Origin of the sequence: Clostridium aminobutyricum, from assembly GCF_017255415.1 — a bacterium.
Taxonomy (GTDB): Bacteria; Bacillota; Clostridia; order Peptostreptococcales; family Anaerovoracaceae; genus Aminipila; species Aminipila aminobutyrica.
In genome coordinates, this window is record NZ_JAFJZZ010000001.1 from 865,620 (window position 1) to 883,011 (window position 17,392).

The 17,392-nt window shown below is 37.2% G+C and carries 18 protein-coding genes; 3 read left to right on the top strand and 15 right to left on the bottom strand.

The features are described from left to right. The first annotated feature begins 113 nt into the window (after positions 1 to 113). Positions 114 to 1,001: a 4-hydroxy-tetrahydrodipicolinate synthase gene (gene dapA, locus JYB65_RS04235; RefSeq protein ID WP_206581357.1), complete on the top strand. Its 888-nt coding sequence runs from the start codon at positions 114 to 116 to the stop codon at positions 999 to 1,001. Positions 1,002 to 1,109: 108 nt separating this feature from the next. On the opposite strand, the gene rpmF is transcribed toward dapA, so the two are convergent. The 10 genes from rpmF to JYB65_RS04285 form a co-directional block, all read right to left on the bottom strand. After that, positions 1,110 to 1,292 (bottom strand): 50S ribosomal protein L32, encoded by a 183-nt coding sequence (gene rpmF, locus JYB65_RS04240; protein ID WP_206581358.1) that lies wholly within the window; start codon positions 1,290 to 1,292, stop codon positions 1,110 to 1,112. 185 nt (positions 1,293 to 1,477) lie between these two features. After that, complete coding sequence (locus tag JYB65_RS04245) at positions 1,478 to 2,680, bottom strand: acetate/propionate family kinase (RefSeq protein WP_206581359.1); 1,203 nt, start codon at positions 2,678 to 2,680, stop codon at positions 1,478 to 1,480. A gap of 391 nt (positions 2,681 to 3,071) precedes the next feature. Continuing rightward, the gene (locus JYB65_RS04250) at positions 3,072 to 4,313 is read right to left on the bottom strand and encodes a nucleotidyltransferase (protein WP_206581360.1); all 1,242 of its coding nucleotides are present in this window, start codon (positions 4,311 to 4,313) and stop codon (positions 3,072 to 3,074) included. A 15-nt stretch (positions 4,314 to 4,328) separates the two neighbouring features. Continuing rightward, positions 4,329 to 5,186, bottom strand: coding sequence for a hypothetical protein (locus JYB65_RS04255; protein WP_206581361.1), 858 nt, complete (start codon positions 5,184 to 5,186; stop codon positions 4,329 to 4,331). A 227-nt stretch (positions 5,187 to 5,413) separates the two neighbouring features. Beyond that, positions 5,414 to 5,944, bottom strand: coding sequence for an ATP synthase subunit B family protein (locus JYB65_RS04260; RefSeq protein WP_206581362.1), 531 nt, complete (start codon positions 5,942 to 5,944; stop codon positions 5,414 to 5,416). A 31-nt stretch (positions 5,945 to 5,975) separates the two neighbouring features. Further along, the gene (gene coaD, locus JYB65_RS04265; protein ID WP_206581363.1) at positions 5,976 to 6,458 is read right to left on the bottom strand and encodes a pantetheine-phosphate adenylyltransferase; all 483 of its coding nucleotides are present in this window, start codon (positions 6,456 to 6,458) and stop codon (positions 5,976 to 5,978) included. Positions 6,459 to 6,580: 122 nt separating this feature from the next. Next, positions 6,581 to 7,117, bottom strand: a complete 537-nt coding sequence (gene rsmD, locus JYB65_RS04270) for a 16S rRNA (guanine(966)-N(2))-methyltransferase RsmD (RefSeq protein WP_206581364.1) — start codon at positions 7,115 to 7,117, stop codon at positions 6,581 to 6,583. A 170-nt stretch (positions 7,118 to 7,287) separates the two neighbouring features. Continuing rightward, the gene (locus JYB65_RS04275) at positions 7,288 to 7,488 is read right to left on the bottom strand and encodes an alpha/beta-type small acid-soluble spore protein (protein WP_206581365.1); all 201 of its coding nucleotides are present in this window, start codon (positions 7,486 to 7,488) and stop codon (positions 7,288 to 7,290) included. A gap of 97 nt (positions 7,489 to 7,585) precedes the next feature. Beyond that, positions 7,586 to 9,631 carry an ATP-dependent DNA helicase RecG gene (recG, locus tag JYB65_RS04280; RefSeq protein WP_206581366.1) on the bottom strand — a complete coding sequence of 682 codons (2,046 nt, stop codon included), beginning with the start codon at positions 9,629 to 9,631 and terminating at the stop codon, positions 7,586 to 7,588. A gap of 1 nt (position 9,632) precedes the next feature. Then, positions 9,633 to 10,022 carry an Asp23/Gls24 family envelope stress response protein gene (locus JYB65_RS04285; protein ID WP_206581367.1) on the bottom strand — a complete coding sequence of 130 codons (390 nt, stop codon included), beginning with the start codon at positions 10,020 to 10,022 and terminating at the stop codon, positions 9,633 to 9,635. A gap of 160 nt (positions 10,023 to 10,182) precedes the next feature. On the opposite strand from JYB65_RS04285, the gene JYB65_RS04290 reads away from it, so the two are divergent. Next, entirely contained in the window at positions 10,183 to 10,380 is a 198-nt protein-coding gene (locus tag JYB65_RS04290; protein WP_206581368.1) for a hypothetical protein, read from the top strand. Between the two features lie 88 nt (positions 10,381 to 10,468). Here JYB65_RS04290 and rpmB read toward each other — a convergent pair whose 3' ends face one another. The 4 genes from rpmB to JYB65_RS04310 form a co-directional block, all read right to left on the bottom strand. Further along, complete coding sequence (gene rpmB / locus JYB65_RS04295) at positions 10,469 to 10,660, bottom strand: 50S ribosomal protein L28 (RefSeq protein WP_206581369.1); 192 nt, start codon at positions 10,658 to 10,660, stop codon at positions 10,469 to 10,471. Positions 10,661 to 10,851: 191 nt separating this feature from the next. Next, the gene (gene nrdG, locus JYB65_RS04300) at positions 10,852 to 11,415 is read right to left on the bottom strand and encodes an anaerobic ribonucleoside-triphosphate reductase activating protein (protein WP_206581775.1); all 564 of its coding nucleotides are present in this window, start codon (positions 11,413 to 11,415) and stop codon (positions 10,852 to 10,854) included. Further along, the gene (locus JYB65_RS04305; RefSeq protein ID WP_206581370.1) at positions 11,387 to 13,732 is read right to left on the bottom strand and encodes an anaerobic ribonucleoside triphosphate reductase; all 2,346 of its coding nucleotides are present in this window, start codon (positions 13,730 to 13,732) and stop codon (positions 11,387 to 11,389) included. Before JYB65_RS04305 ends, nrdG begins: the two co-directional genes overlap by 29 nt. Positions 13,733 to 14,098: 366 nt before the next feature. Beyond that, positions 14,099 to 14,635 (bottom strand): GNAT family N-acetyltransferase, encoded by a 537-nt coding sequence (locus tag JYB65_RS04310; RefSeq protein WP_206581371.1) that lies wholly within the window; start codon positions 14,633 to 14,635, stop codon positions 14,099 to 14,101. Positions 14,636 to 15,002: 367 nt separating this feature from the next. On the opposite strand from JYB65_RS04310, the gene JYB65_RS04315 reads away from it, so the two are divergent. After that, positions 15,003 to 16,415 carry a zinc-binding metallopeptidase family protein gene (locus JYB65_RS04315; protein WP_206581372.1) on the top strand — a complete coding sequence of 471 codons (1,413 nt, stop codon included), beginning with the start codon at positions 15,003 to 15,005 and terminating at the stop codon, positions 16,413 to 16,415. A gap of 83 nt (positions 16,416 to 16,498) precedes the next feature. Here the strand turns inward: JYB65_RS04315 and JYB65_RS04320 are convergent, their stop codons facing one another. Beyond that, positions 16,499 to 17,389, bottom strand: coding sequence for a GGDEF domain-containing protein (locus JYB65_RS04320; RefSeq protein WP_206581373.1), 891 nt, complete (start codon positions 17,387 to 17,389; stop codon positions 16,499 to 16,501). Positions 17,390 to 17,392: the final 3 nt, after the last annotated feature.

Sequence of the window (17,392 nt, forward strand, 5' to 3'; positions counted from 1 at the left end):
CAATAGTTTTTCCTTATTCCTATAATCCCCTTATAAAAACCTTTTATTCCTTGCTGCATATCATGTAATATCGGGGATTCCAAAATACTACATAATGAAAGGATGATTACTATATGACTTTATTCTCAGGTGCCGGAGTTGCACTGGTTACACCTTTTAAGGATGGACTTGTCGATTATGACCGTTTAGGTGAGCTGATCGATTGGCAGATTGATCAAGGTATTGATGCTATCGTAAGTTGTGGAACTACTGGAGAAGCTTCTACGTTGAAAGATGAGGAGCATATTGAGACAGTCCGGTTTACTGTAGAACGTTCACAAGGCAAGGTTCCGGTCATAGCCGGTGCCGGCAGTAACGATACCGATCACGCGGTCTGGATGTCCAAAGAACTTGAAGCTGCAGGGGCAGACGGTTTGCTTCTTGTTACGCCGTATTATAATAAATGTACGCAAAAAGGGCTCATTCAACACTATATTATGATTGCAGACTCGGTCAATATTCCTTGTATTTTATATTCGGTTGCCGGCAGAACAGGGGTCAATATTACTCCTGCTACCGTAGCAGAGTTATCGAAACATCCAAATATCGTCGGAATCAAAGAAGCCAGCGGAAACATGTCGCAGGTCGTTGAAATTGCTAAATACGTTTCGGATGATTTTGCCCTTTATTCCGGAAATGATGATATCATTGTGCCTTTGCTTTCCGTCGGCAGCGTAGGCGCTATTTCCACCGTAGCCAATATCGCGCCGAAAGATACACATGATATGATTCAATCTTACTTATCCGGAGATGTAAAGAAAGCGATGAAAATGCAGCTTTCTATGAAATCTCTTATTGATGCGATGTTCATCGAAGTCAATCCGATCCCGGTTAAAGCTGCTTTGAATATAATGGGTTTCATTGAACGAGAATACCGATTACCTCTCTGTGAACCCGATAACAAAACGTTGTTTAAAATTTCAAGTGAAATAAAAAATTATGGTTTGTCAAGCATCAAATAATAGATAAAAAGTAGCTTCGCTACTCCGCGATGTTTCCTAATAGATAAAAAAAGAAAAATAACACCGACTGTTACAGCCGGTGTTAATATTTTCTTATCAGTTACTTGCTTATGCTTCAGAAGCAACTACTTCCTGTCCATCGTAGTAATTACAATTCGGGCAAACTCTATGTGGAAGCTTTGGCTCGTGGCACTGAGGACAAATTGAAAGTCCAGGTAATGCCTTCTTCATATTAGGTGATCTTCTCTTGTCTCTTCTAGCTTTAGATGTTTTCCTCTTTGGAACTGCCATTTTCTACACCTCCTTTTGCTCATGTATCTTTTATATCTCATTGAAAAATAATGATAATCCAACGATTTCTATAAAATTCAATAAATTACGAATTCTACTAATTTATCGGTATTTTTTTACAAATTAGATAAACTAATGAAATGCAACTTCTAAATTATATATTCACAAGACAAGTCTGTCAATAATTATTTTATTTTCTTAACAATATTATACGTGTCTCTTGCAATCATTAATTCTTCATTCGTTGGGATAAGAATAATCTTTACTTTTGAATCATCTCTGCTGATGATCGTTTCTTTCCCTCTTACCTTATTCTTAACAAGGTCAAGCTTGATTCCTAAGTTACCAAGATCATTACAGATAATGTCTCTCATTTCGATGTCGTTTTCACCAACACCGGCAGTAAATACGATGGCATCAACACCGTTCATTTCTGCAATATAAGCGCCGATATAGAAACGAACCTTGTGAGCGAACACCTTAAGCGCAAGCTGAGCTCTTTCGTTTCCTTCTTCCGCAGCAGCTTCAATATCTCTAAAGTCACTGGATACGCCGGAAATACCGAGTACACCGGACTTTTTATTTAGGATATCATTTGCAACACCCTGTTCAAGCTTTTCTTTCTCTCTGATGAACGTAACAATCGCCGGGTCGATATCGCCGGAACGAGTACCCATTACAAGTCCTTCAAGCGGAGTGAATCCCATGGATGTATCGATACACTTTCCTCTTTTAATAGCAGATACAGACGCTCCGTTTCCTAAGTGGCAAGTGATAATCTTTAAATCATCAAGAGCAACGTTTAAGATGTCCGCCGTTCTTTCTGCTACATACTTATGGCTTGTTCCGTGGAAACCATATCTTCTGATACCATGCTTCTGATAGTATTCATATGGAATAGCATAAATGTATGATTCAGGAGGCATAGTCTGGTGAAAAGCTGTGTCAAATACCGTAACCATCGGAGTGTTTGGCATTAATGCCTGACAAGCTGCAATACCCAAAAGGTTAGGCGGATTGTGAAGAGGAGCTAATTCGCAGCATTCTTCAAGCCCTCGAAGAACGGCTGGTGTAACCAGTACGGATTTAGAATACTTTTCTCCTGCATGTACCACTCTGTGTCCCACTGCACCGATTTCATCCATTGAAGCCACCACACCGTGATCAGCATCTTGAATAGCTTCCAGCACATGTCCGATTGCATCCTGATGATCTTTCATAGGTACTGTAAGGATAAACTTGTCCATTCCGATTTTTTCGTGCGTAATTACAGATCCGTCCATACCAATTCTTTCAACAAGACCCTTAGCTAATAAAGCTTCAGTAGTCATATCTAGAACCTGATATTTCAATGATGAACTACCACAGTTGATAACTAATACTTTCATTTTTAATCCTCCATTTTGTATATATCATTTTTTGAATATCTCTGTCACTCTTCCAGGGTACCCTTGGTTCCCAGAGACGACCTCTATCCAGCATAATCTGTCTATTTTATAGCTATCATTTTTCAGAAGTTCTCCCTCCTAAAAATGATATCTCTCATGAAATAAAACAGTCAGACCTATAACTGTTCACTATAAAAGCAACACATTACATTATAAAACAATTGCCGGATTTTTCAAGAGATTTCGCCATTTATCGTCATAATTTAATGTGATTATTTGATAGTTTTATTTTATTATGAAGGCAATATCTCTTACGATATTGACGGATTATCAAAAAAGTCCACTGATTAAATGCGACCGAATAGAGCTAAAAAATCCTCAAAGGACTTTTTTATAATTTCCTGTATGGCATCTTTACATAATCCGAATAATCATAAAGGTTTTGATTCAGAAGCAAATTGTATAAATCACTTGCAATAAAATCATAACTTAATAATTTTCGATACTGTTCGATGCCATATACTTGTTTATTGACATTTGTGATGCAAGGTAAACATGCTTTCTCCGATTTCTTCATCTGTTTTAATAGCTCCGTGCCTTTTTTGTTAAATCCTAAGACTCTTGCATACAAATCTAAATTCCGTATGATATCTTGAAAATCTTCTCTGTTTAATCCAATCAGTAAGTGTACCAAAATTCGACTGATACGCGTAGCGGTGTATCGTTTTGAGAGGATTGTTTGCTTGAAGACTTCTAAGTTTTCAGCTGTTCTGACTGCACTTTTTAATTTGTTTTCCAATCCTTCTCGAACCGAGAAAATAGTGCTGAGCTCCGTCTCTGGCATCGTCAGTATTTTGGCAACCATTAATTTATAATAATCTTGTTCTATCCGTTCAAATGAGATTCCCTCATATTGCTTGTGAAATGCTGTATTAAAAATCTCCTGTACTTCTATAGGAAGAAATTCAGTGATAGTCTCTCCCGTTTTTTTATCTTCCAGCATCTTTCGGATAGCAGATGCAGAAGCAATAGTTCCAATCGGAAGGATATCGTGGTATCCGGCTCCTTTTCGTTTTACTGTAACAGGAATTATGTCACTATTTGTCAATTTCAATTGTTTTAAATATTCTATGGCGAGAATATTATTCGGATCACGGAGCAATGCAGCAGCCTCTTGTCCCACACATTCAGAGACCGCCTCCGAACGTGCCTTTGGATAAGAAAAGCCTTTATCTAAATTCTTTTTCAGAGCTTGCTGATAAGCTTGTCCCTCATTGGTCAAAAAATCCGCAACTTTTTTTAAGCTTTCCAGGTCACCGGATTCGCTGCCGAACGAAAGATGCGTCACACATCCGAGCCCGTTCAAAATAGCAACCGCTCCTTTGGCGAAGTATTCTGCATTATTGCATGCAAAAACAAAGGGATTCTCTAGCACTAAATCGATACCGCATTCTACAGCCATCTCCGCTCTTGACCACTTGGACAAGACCGCCAGTTCTCCCCTTTGAGTAAAATTTCCGCTCATTACGGCCACGACAAAATCGGCATTCGTTTGCTCTATCGATTCCTTTAGTTGATAGAGATGCCCGTTATGAAACGGATTATATTCTGCTATTATTCCTAATACTCTCATGAATGTATTTTACCACTAAAAGAGTATTTTTACCAATAAAATTGCTAATCCTGCCGCAATGGCACCATGGCATATTTTTACTAAAAGTAAATACCAGATACTGATCTTGGTTCCGGCAAGCATGCTCATGGATTGCCCTATGATCGATAATCCGCCAAATGAGATCAGCATACTGCAGCCAACTATTTTATAGGATAACGGGATCATCATCGTACTCGTTATGCTGGCACAGCCCAACGTCATTTCCAGAATACCTTTTAGAAGTCCTTCCATGTAGATTGAATGTATCATTTTAAACATCCCCATGTATTCCATGATGTCTGTAATCATCATGAACATGACAATGTAGGCCAGAATAATACCTAATGATTTAAAGGAGGAAACAATCGCTTCCGTAAAAATATCCAAATAGTTGTTTTCTGTTTCATGTCCGCTGCCCCGTTGAGATTTAGCTTGATAGTCCTTAAATGCTTTTATTTTATGTTCCTGGCTATTCCTGTTTGGTTTAAAGTCCCGAAACTTCAGCAAAAATGTAAACAATACACCATTGAGCAAAGCTCCTCCAAAGTGAGAAACAGCTATAATACCGCCTGCCAAATTATTTCCTATCATCGCTGCTCCCACGGCGCCTACGATAAAAGCAGGACCCGAAGTACTGCAAAAACTGATCAACCGGCTGCATTCTTTCTTCGAAATATAGCCACGGCGGCCCATATCTCCGATAACCTTTGCCCCCATCGGATACCCGGATAAAGCACTCATTGCAAAAGCAAAATAACTTGGTTTCAAATACTTGGTAATCCCGATGTAATTCATAAAATTAGCACAGATAAAAAAAGGAAGCATGGCCGGAAGGACATTATTTGCCCACAAGGCGATTCCTTTTTGAGCGGAAAGCAACGAGACCGATGGGAAAAATACCATAAAAAGACACGCAAAGCTAGCTGCAGCAACAGCTAGTATATATCTGTATTTATATTGTAGGGCCCGTAAGCCAAAAAATTTAATATCCATGGTAAATAATATGAATTCACCATGGATAATATACGTTGTTATATCAATCGGTTATCGTTCTTCAGCCATCAGTCAACCGTCATGTTTTAATCTTCTTTGTCCATTTGAGTCTTGTAGGCTAAATCCTTAATTTCACTTCTGTTTGAGGAAAGCGTTGCATTCACGCTTTGGAATGTAGTCTCCAATTTATTAAACATATCCCCAAAATATGTAACATGCATCTCTTCCATCTTATCTTGAAAATTAAAAAGAATACTGTCAATATAATCGAATGTATTTAGCTTGAGCTGTTTCACATTTTCCTCCGCGATGCGCATGATTTCATCTGCTCTCATCTTGGATTTCACTACGATATCATCATTCTCAACCAATACTTCCGCTTGCCTTTTAGCATCTGTAATAATGGTTTCATACTCTTTTTTGGCTTCCTCTAAAATTCTCTGACGCTCATCTTTTATCCATTGAGCCTGTTGGATTTCATCTGGGAGTTCAACTCTAATTTCTTTTACAATCTCTAATATTTCTTCCGCATCCACCATAATCTTACCGGTTAGCGGAAAGCTTGTACTCGTATCAACAATTTCTTCTATCTCATCCAATAATTCCAATACCTTCATTGAATTAACCTCCCTGTGATCTTATTTTAAATTATCTAAATTTCTTTTTCATATAATCCAAAATCTGCGGCGGAACCAGACCCTCAATACTGCCGTTCAACATAAAAACTTCTTTTATCATGCTGGAACTTACAAAAGAAAAATCCGGGCTGGTCATCAGAAAAATGGTTTCTACCTTTTCATCATACAACCTCGCATTCATCTGTGCCATCTGCATTTCACTTTCAAAATCCGTTGTGGCTCTTAACCCTCTTACCACCACATTAAACTGCTTCTCGTTTACATATTCTGCTAACAATCCTGTAAAATCATCCACTTCCACATTTTCTAAATGGGTTGTTGCCTCTTTAATCAATGCCTTCCGCTCTTCCACCGTAAAAAGCGGATTTTTTGAAGGGTTTGCGATAACCCCTACCACCAGTTTATCATAAAGCTTGGAAGCTCTGCTTATCAAATCCAAATGACCATTTGTAATCGGATCGAAAGAGCCTGCATACAGCGCTTTTTGTTTCATCTGTTTGTTTCTCCCGTTTATCTTCTGCTCTTTATTTTATGCTTAAACAAAGCCTTTTCGAGTCAATTTGTCACTAAATATTGTATCATAGATTATATGAACCTTTCAACAAAAACAATATTTTAGCCATATATCGAAACTACAATCTTTCCGTATTTCTTTTCTTTTATTTTTTCGAAATGCCCAATTTGTTCCGGTAAATTTTCCGTTAAACTATGTTCCGCGATGATATAACCGTCTTCTTTTAAAAGATCCAGTTGATCAATTAGTTCAATGCAGCCGATCATCAGACCGTCTTTATAGGGCGGATCTAAAAAAATAATTTGAGCTTTTTCCGAAATCCTTTTTAATATCATTTCATAATCGCCCGCTATGATAACCGACTGGTCCTGAACATTGCACTTCGTAATATTTTCCTTTATTAAGACAAGGCTTTCTCTGGAGCGGTCACCAAAATAGCAGCGTTTTGCTCCCCTGCTAATCGCTTCTATACCAAGGTTCCCTGTACCGGCAAACAAATCGATCACCACCTCATCATAATAGGTATCGGCTATCATACTGAATATGGCTTCTTTCACCTTATCAGATGTCGGCCTTACTTTATCATCCTTCGGTGATATTAATTTTCTTCCTTTTAAATCTCCTGCTATAATACGCAAATAGTTTTCCTCACTTTAAATTTCTTAAATTTTCAACTTCATAGTTTATCAATATTCATTTAAATACGCTGTTTATTGTATCATTTACAAAAAGAAATATCTACTGCGATTCAGTAGATATTTCTCTTTTGTATTAAAATGTTTTCTAGATTTGCTTATAGATAATTAGCTTATCTTCCTGCTAACTGCTGTTCAGCCATATCTACAAGCTTCTTTGTCATATAGCCACCTACATAACCATTCTGTCTTGCTGTAAGGTTTCCCTTATCCATGCTATCATAGTTAGCTAATCCAAGTTCTGAAGCAACTTCTGTCTTCATGTTGTTTAATGCTGGCTTATAACTTTTGTTCATTTTGTCTTGTAATGTCATTGTAAATCACCTCCTGTTTACGTTATTAATTTAACCCAAGGAAATGATTATATTCTATGTAATAATTTCTTGTCATGGCTGGTTTTGGAAAGTCATTTTAAATGCTTAAAATCGATTCTTCCGAAAAAAGCTTTAACGTTTTTTCCCGAAGGCAAGCATGCTCTGACAATGAAATTTGAGGATCCTCTTCTAAAATCGTTTTTGCTTCTTCTCTGGCACGGTGTAATATCTTTGCATGTTTCACTAAATCAGCCAGCTTTAAATCCGGCAAACCATGCTGTTTGGTTCCGAAAAATTCTCCCGGTCCTCTCAATTCTAAATCTTTTTCTGCAATGATAAAACCATCCGAAGTAGAAACCATCGTATGAATTCGTTCTTTTGCAATCGGATTTTTACCGTTTGAAATAAGCAAACAATACGACTGATGTTTGCCTCTGCCTACTCTTCCTCTTAATTGATGCAATTGAGCTAAACCGAACCGTTCGGCATTTTCAATCAGCATAATCGTTGCATTCGGCACATTGATTCCCACCTCAATCACAACGGTAGAAACCAAGATTTTTATTTCATTATTATAAAAACGAGTCATGATCTCATCTTTTTCTGCTTGCTTCATTTCTCCGTGAAGCAAAGATACTTCTATAGTATTAAATTTCTTTTTAAGTTCCTGATACAACTCTTCAGCAGAAATAACATTCTCTAAAGATTCCGATTCACTAATCAACGGAGCAACCACATAAGCCTGCCGACCATTTTCAATTTCATTTCTGATAAATGCGTACGCTTTCTCCCGACCGCTTGATTCAGCAGCTCTAGTAATGATTTGCTGTCTTCCCGGCGGAAGTTCATCAATGACAGAAATGTCTAAATCGCCGTAGAGTATGACGGCTAACGTTCTTGGAATCGGTGTAGCGGTCATAATTAGAATATCCGGTGTCTGTCCCTTTTCGGCTAAAAGATTTCGTTGATTCACACCAAAACGATGTTGTTCATCGGTAATAACCAGACCTAAATTTTTAAATACCACATTCGGCTGGATCAATGCATGGGTTCCTACTAAAATATCAATGGAACCTTCTGCAAGCTTTTCAAGGGTTTGATGTTTTTCTTTCGCACTCATGCTTCCTGATAAAAAGCCAACGGTGATACCATGCTTGTCAAATTCATGCACAAACCCCTCAAAATGCTGCTTAGCAAGCAATTCCGTAGGAGCCATCATTACACCCTGAAAACCGCTTTTTACGGCTTTATACAGCGCAATTTCCGCAATGGCTGTTTTCCCTGAACCTACATCACCTTGCACTAAACGGTTCATTCCTTTTTCCGATTCCATATCCCGCATGATTTCAGCGATAACACGCTGCTGTGCACCGGTTAATGTATACGGCAATTGTTCCATAAAAATTTTTTCTTGTACATTTTTATCAAAACAGATTCCCGCTTGATTAGATAATACTTTGTTTTTGATGGAAAAAAGCCCTATTTGTAAAAATAAGAGCTCATCAAATATCAATCTATATTTTGCTGCCTTTAACGTGTTTTTATCCTGTGGACGATGAATGTGACGAATCGCATATTGAATATCACAGAGGTTATTTTTATCGATAATGGCCTTGGTTAAGGGCTCTTTCAGTTCTTCCAACAAACCAGCGGCTATATGTTGCCATTTTTGCATTTCCGATTGAGAAATCCCAGCTTTTAATGGATAAATAGGAATAATGCCTTGCGTGTTATTCGCTCCGCTTTTCACAAATTCCGGATGAATCATTTTAATTTTACCGAATTCAATGGAGACTCTTCCATAAAAAACATATTCTGCATCCATCTCTAAGCGATTGACAATAAATTTAGGATTGAAGAATACGACCTCCATTCCTCCGGTTTCGTCGGTGACAAGAACTTTTAATGTCTGTTTTCTGCTATAAGGAGAGCCGTTTTTCACTTTTAATACGATTTTCCCTTTTACTAAAGAAACCGAACCATCCAGCAATTCATTTACCTTTTTCAGTTCTCTTCGATCTTGATAATCCCTGGGATATACGTAAAAAAAATCTTCAATCGTTTCAATTCCCATACTTTTTAATACGTCAGCTTTTTTACTTCCTATTCCTTTAATAGAGCTGATCGGATCATTCAGATTCATTTTATCTTTTCACCTCAATATTTCTTTTTGCGATATTCTTGGAAATCATTCCCGTTACAACAACAGAAACACTATTCGGTTTCATCATCGTAAATTCGATTATTTTATTATTAATATCCGTGATTAATTTATTGGTTACCATCTTGATACTTGTACCAAATTTAACTACAATGTAAATTTTAATATCTAAGCCTTGATCTCCCATCGTAATATCCATACTATTTATTTCATCTGTTACACCGATTTTAGCATAAAAAGTTGTGGCTTTATTTTTATAATTTGAAATAAAAACCTTTCCGTTAAATTGTGAAACAACTTCCATGATAATTCTAGCGATAACCGCTTTTTCAATGATAATACTGCCTTTTTCATTTTCTTCTTTATATAGCAAATCAACACCCTCCAGTATAGCGCTTCCAAAATCAGTAAGGTTTATAGGACTATTTATGCCAGCCATTGTTTCGAATCATTCTCATTGGTAGTTTATCACAATATATAAAATTTTGCACCATTTTCTATTGCAGCGCATACTCTATATAGGGTGGGGAATTATGGGGAACAAGCAATACGGCTACTGCAAGCCGAATAGAAAAAGATGCGGTAAGAAAAGCGACATAAAAGGCTTAGCCTTTATTATGATTGTGTTTGGAACGGTTTCTATCTGCGCCTTCTTCTTTCCGGTTCGATTTTGGATTGTACTGCTCAGCTGTCTTCTCGTTTATTGCGGGTATAAGATGCACTCGTCTTAAAAATGAATTATTTTGTTAATATCATCTTTGATATTTTACATAAAAAAGACCTGCTATGACAGCAGGTCTAATTTGTTTGGTTTTGTAATTAGATGGCACGGTTAATTTTGTTTGATCGGATGCATCTTGTACATACGTTAGCTCTTCTAACAGTTCCGTTATCACTGATTCTAACTGTCTGAATATTAGCATTCCATTTTCTTTTTGTATGTCTGTTTGAGTGGGATACATTATTTCCAGAAACCTGACCCTTACCACAAATTTCACACTTTCTTGACATCTGCCGCACCTCCTTTAAATATCTTAAGCTTTTAAGCATTTTTACATTCTTCGATTCGACTCGAACAAACGATATTATATCATAACGAATATCACTTGTACAATACTTTTTTTACAAAATCCTGTAAATTTCATTAAATTATCTGTTTTACCTTTAAATGCAACACGTTGCCTTGAGCGATTATAGATTGATCACGATTGCACTAAAATTATTTTTCCATTCTGTCTAGTAGCTGCCATGTCAATATAACGTTGATTCCTGCTGCCTCTAAAGTTCAACTGTAAATCTCTTTCCGATAAAACAAATCGCCCGTCAATTAAATAATCAATCTTATCCAATAACGATTGAATAGCCGTTCTATCCTGACCCATTTTCGTCAACTCTTCAAGAGTATAACCCGAATATACCACAATATCAAGCTTTCTTTTCTTTATTTCTTCAGCCAGAGCTAAAAAAGCCTCCGGTTGACACATGGGTTCTCCTCCGCTAAAGGTAATTCCTGATAGTAACGGATTTTTATCCATTTCTGTGAGGATTTTTTCAATGGAGCAGTCATACCCGCCATCAAAATCATGTGTATTCGGATTGTGACAACCTTCACAATGGTGAGGACAACCTTGACCGAAAACCACAAACCGTATGCCGGGTCCGTCTACAATAGACTCCCTTACCACTCCGGCAATTCGAATGCTCTCCGGTTTATTCTCTTTCCACTGCTCCGCCTCATCAGATTTGTTCCATTTGTCCTGAGACATCATGTTTCACTCGATCCTTTTCTTCTGATTTTTTAGCGTTATTGAAACGATCTACCGTACCTACCAAATAGCCGGTAATTCTTCTGATTCGTTCAAAACCTTCATCGCTGTCTTCTTCTTTTCTATGGCAAAGCGGGCATTCATTATCGATGATTCCTGTATAACCGCAAACAGGATCTCGATCGACCGGATGATTGATGGAACCGTATCCGATGCCGCTTTCCTTCATACACCGTACCACTTGTTCAAAAGCGTCAAGGTTCTTGCAAGGATCGCCATCCAATTCTACATAAGAAATGTGTCCTGCATTGGTAAGGGAATGGTATGGCGCCTCTAATTTAATCTTATCAAATGCCGAAATAGTATAGTAAACAGGAATATGGAAAGAGTTTGTATAATATTCTCGGTCGGTAACGCCTTCGATAACACCATATCTTGCCCTGTCCATACGAACAAAACGTCCGGATAAGCCTTCTGCCGGGGTGGCTATCAGCGTATAATTAAAGCCTGTTTTTGCTGCCTCATCATCTGCCTTTTTTCTCATATAACCGATGATATCCAGACCTAAATTCTGAGCTTCCTTGGATTCACCATGATGTGAGCCGATTAACGCTTTTAAGCATTCGGCAAGACCGATAAATCCAATGGTTAACGTACCATGTTTTAAAATTTCTCCCACCGAATCATTTGGCTTTAATTTTTCAGAATCCAGCCAGATGCCCTGACCCATTAGAAACGGATAATTCTTTACCTTTTTATCGGCCTGAATCTTATATCGTTCCATCAATTGATCAATGACCAGCTGGAGCTTTCGATCCAAATCTTCAAAGAAAATGTCTAAATTGCCGTTTGCTTTGATGGCTATTCTTGGCAGATTAATAGACGTAAAGCTCAGATTGCCTCTGCCACCGACTACTTCTCTGGTTGGATCGTAAATATTACCGATTACTCTTGTACGGCATCCCATGTAAGCGACTTCTGTATTGACATCTCCCTGTTTGTAATATTTCAAGTTATACGGCGCATCAATAAACGAGAAATTAGGGAATAGTCTCTTTGCGGATACTTTGCAAGCCAGTTTGAACAAATCATAATTCGGCTCACCCGGATTATAGTTGATTCCTTCTTTTACCTTAAAAATGTGAATGGGGAATATCGCCGTTTCACCATTTCCAAGGCCCGCTTCCGTTGCCAATAATATATTTTCGATGACAAGCCTGCCCTCCGGAGAAGTATCCGTACCATAATTAATCGAACTGAACGGTATTTGGGCGCCTGCTCTGGAATGCATCGTATTTAAATTGTGAACAAATGCTTCCATTGCCTGATATGTTGCCCGCCTGATTTCTTTATCCGCATATTTTTTAGCCCTTTGCTGCAGTTTCTGAATGTCTTCCGGATTGATGATCTCTGCGAGGAATTCCGCCTCTTTTTCTTTATACTCACTATCGTCAAGCATATTCGGACAAAGATTAAATTCTTTTTCAATCCCTTTCCCGGTCTCTTTTGCCTTTTCCACTCCATTATCAATATCATAAAGGATATTCATCACTTTGCCTAGATTGGTCCAATACAGGTTTTTATAGGTTTTACGAACTCCATTGGACATGCCATAATCAAAATTCGGAATACTCTGTCCGCCGTGTTGATCATTTTGGTTTGACTGTATGGCAATGCAGGCCAACGCAGCATAACTCTGTATATCATTTGGTTCCCTCAAGAAACCGTGGCCTGTAGAGAATCCTCCTTTAAATAAATTTTCAATGTCAATCTGACAACAAGTTGTCGTCAGGGTTAAAAAGTCTAAATCGTGAATATGGATATCCCCTTCCATATGAGCCTTTGAATGAGCCGGATTCAACACATACATTTCATAGAACTGTTTCGCACCTTCCGAGCCATATTTCAGCATGGTACCCATGGCAGTATCACCGTCAATATTTGCATTTTCACGCTTTATATCATTTTCACTTGCTTCCTTAAAGGTTAAATCTTCATAAATTTTCATTAACCTGGTATTCATCTCTCGAATCCGCGTTCGTTCCGCACGATACAAAATAAATTCTTTAGCGGTACGGGCATGTCCATTTTCTATTAATATCTTTTCAACAGCATCTTGAATTTGTTCCACCGTCGGAGCATCATTGTGTTTTACCTCAATTAAATACAACTCCACCTGCTTTGCCAAATACCGGGCCATTTCATAATCATTTCCGCCAAGCACCTGTGCTGCTTTATAAATAGCATCTGCTATTTTATTTATATCAAAGTCTGCCGTACGGCCATCTCTTTTTTTAATCCATCTAATTTCATCCATACTAATTCCCTCCATTTTTAACCGTGCAAATGAAAAAATGTGCAAACCATTGAAATTGCAGCATTTACAATATTTATTGTTTTTTCACCCTTTATTGTGCTTTTGAATACTATATCTAGTATTTATTCCCAATAAAAATTATACCGTTATATTGATGAAAGTCAATCCTATTTTGATCTATTCGTTCTTTTTTTTATGTTTAAATTTTAATACATAATAGGTGTAACCCGCCGAATTTTACGCCGTGATATAGATTACAGCAGTTGCTAATTCATGTCAATATAAAAGACACAACATGTACCTTGTGTGCCTTAAATATCAAAAATATAAGTTTTCAGCTTAAATGAACCGTTCTGGTTCCATGATTTATCGATCGTGAATCTTCACATAATATTCTGCCCGAAGCAAGGAAAGCAAATGAAGATCATGATACTTCCCATTCTTTTTGCAGGCGTTTCGAGCTAAGCCTTCATGTTTAAATCCCAATTTTTCACATAGACCGGAGGCAACCTTATTTCCTTCAAAATAAGATAACGTGACTCTTTCTGTATGTAAATTCATGAAACAATATTCAAGTATCAATCGCAACGCTTCTTCTCCAAATCCTTTTCTTCGATTTTCACCGTCTGCAATATATATTCTCGTAATATCCAATGAATCATTATCTCGATCCACTTTGCTGATATAGATTCGACCGATGGGTAGTTCATTTTTTTCACAAATGGTAAATTGAAGTTTAGTTTTGTCCAATTCACGCCGCACAAACTCCCGAACCACATCTTCATAACATCTATCTGAATTCATGCTAAAAAATTCTGTCACTTCAGACATGATTTCCCACTCTGCAAATAGGTAACAATCTTCAAATACAGTTTTTCGTATAATGATATTTTTTGATTCCATTGGTTTCCCCCCTTTTGCAACTGATAGCCTCTTACAACCATTTACAGCCTCGTTTCTCATTAATAAAATTATGAAGATTTTCTTAAACCCCTACAATTTTATCGCACATTATGATATTATATTGAGGCATATTATCATTGTATCATAAATATAAATCTTTTAAAATACTAATTGATTGTAATATATTACACCACTTATTGTTTGTAATAATTTAATTATCGTAGACTTAAACGGTACGAACATTTGGTTTACGTTAATACGATGGAAGTCTATCAATCCACGATTGATGATGTTCCAGCCTAAATCCTGTCAGCAGTATGAAACGATCGGACAGGATGTTATCTATATTATCTTACAGGAGAAAAAAATGAAAAAAATAATTGCTTTTAGTTTAACTATTCTATTGATTATGACTTCTTTTACCGGCTGTTTCTTTAAAGATAAACAAAGCGAATTTGAAAAAGTACTTACTGCAGACACAACAGCAATCTACAACCAGCTTCTTCAAAAAGTACCTGATCCTACCGATATAAAGGCAATGAATGCCTATCTGCAGTCTTGGGCAATTGATCATAATATTCCCGTTTCCTACGATGAACATCAAAACATCATTATGTCCAAGAAAGCCACAGAAAGTTATGAAGATGCTGAATCCACAATCCTTCAATGTGCTATCGGGCAAGGAATAGCAGAAGAACAGTATCAAGCGATTGCTTCCGCATTGTATCTCATCGATAAGGTAGAAAAACATGGATTTATTCGTGTACTTTTTACAGCAAATCAAAATAATGATATGAAAGGTGCAGAAGACTTAAGCAAAAACTATTTAAATGCAGATAACCTGATTAATTTAACTCACGCAGGGAAAACCTCATTTACAATAGGAAGCGCGGGTACATCTCAATATGATTTTTCAAAACAATTGAACTGGCAAGCGCCAACCTATCCGCATGCGTATGAAATATCTATCAGAAACTTAAACGGCGGCAGCTCCGGCATACTTTTAGGAAAGCATCCGAATCCGATAAAAATTATCGGTGATTTCCTTGCTTCTTCCAAAAGCAACGGCGTTTTAATAGAATTGGGTGGATTTAATGGAGGCCAATCCGTTGAAGAATATCCGATCGAAGCAACCGCTGTGGTTTTAATCAATGATAGCGATGTAGCCAGATTTCAAAAGTACTTTGATACTGCTGCTTCCAAATTTGCAGATAAATATCAAAACAGCGAAGAAAATTATACATATACATTGACTCCGATTCCTTCCCCACCGATGGTTATTTCAAAGGATGACAGTACAAAAGTATTGAGTTTACTATATACAATGATTAACGGAATCTATTTTAAATCAGACGATGGAGAAGTCATTGCCGCTTCCAATATCGGTACGATTCGTACGACCACCGGTAATCTTGATGTGTCTATTTGTTCAAGGAGTCTAGATCAAAGTATATTGAATGAAATGGCAGCGACCTTTGGGGTCATCTGTGGATTAAATGACGTTAATAACGACGTATTAGATGGTTTCCCGATTTGGAATGTGGAGAAATCCAATCCGCTATTGACCAGATTAACCGATTTATTTGAGAAGGATTATAATAAGAAAATTGAATGTCAAAATACTTTTGAAAGAACAGAATGTGCGATCTTTAAACAAAAAAATGAAAAGCTTAATATTCTTTCTATGAGTATCAATTTTGAAAACGACCTTACCGAAATCGAAGCATTGTATCAATTCCTCGAGAATATCAAGGCAACACAAACCACAAAAGAATCCTAAATGAAAAATAACCGCTAAGAAAAACTCTTAGCGGATTTTTTATAATGTAGGAAATATCGCTTGCGATATGACAGAGGATTTTCTTATTCCTGATCTGCTTCTTTTTTAGAACCTTGCGCTGCGCGCAACCTAAAATACAGTCTGTCAATATAATCATCAGCATCTTCCGTCTGTTCTAATTCAGCAACCCCATAACTAAAGGTCATTTTAAACTCTTTTCCTTTTGCTTCAAACAAATGCTGAGAGATCATTTCATCAAGCTTTATACAAATGGTTTCTATTTCGCTCATAGACATATTTTTAAAGAACAACCCAAATTCATCGGGCCCCAGCCTTCCGGTCCAGCCTCTATACAAACCGGCCACTTGCTTTACTGCTGAAGCAATATAGTATAATACTTGATTTCCTACTCCATGTCCGTACATCATATTGACCTGTGTATAATCGTCTATATCGATCGCAATACCGATCAGCTTATCATCCGTTTTTTCCATTTGTTGAACAAAATTATCAATCTCATTTTTGATATATACCTTGTTATACATACCGGTAAACGCATCATGTATCGATAAGTCATTCAATTGTTGAATCACCTTTTCGACATCTCGTTTTTCCGTATGATAATAACTCGGTATGGATAGGCTGTCCGTAACGTTCTTTATAAGTTCTAAGGAAAACAATTTATTCTCTACGCGAACCGGACGAGATAGAAATAATAGCACTCGATCATTTACATATTCTAATTTCATATATTGGTTTTGATCATTGCAGGTACGTTTTGACGTACAATTTTCACAAGGTACAAACCGGCCGCAAGTAGTATAGCAGTATTTCTCGGTTTTGATTAAATTGTCGTTTGAATCATAGTCAAAGACCTCATGGGTCTGAGGTTCTACCAGTTGATAAGAATCAAACAACTTGTCTGCGGAGCAAAAGGTTTTAAGTAAATCATTCATCTGTTTCATTGCAAACATAAT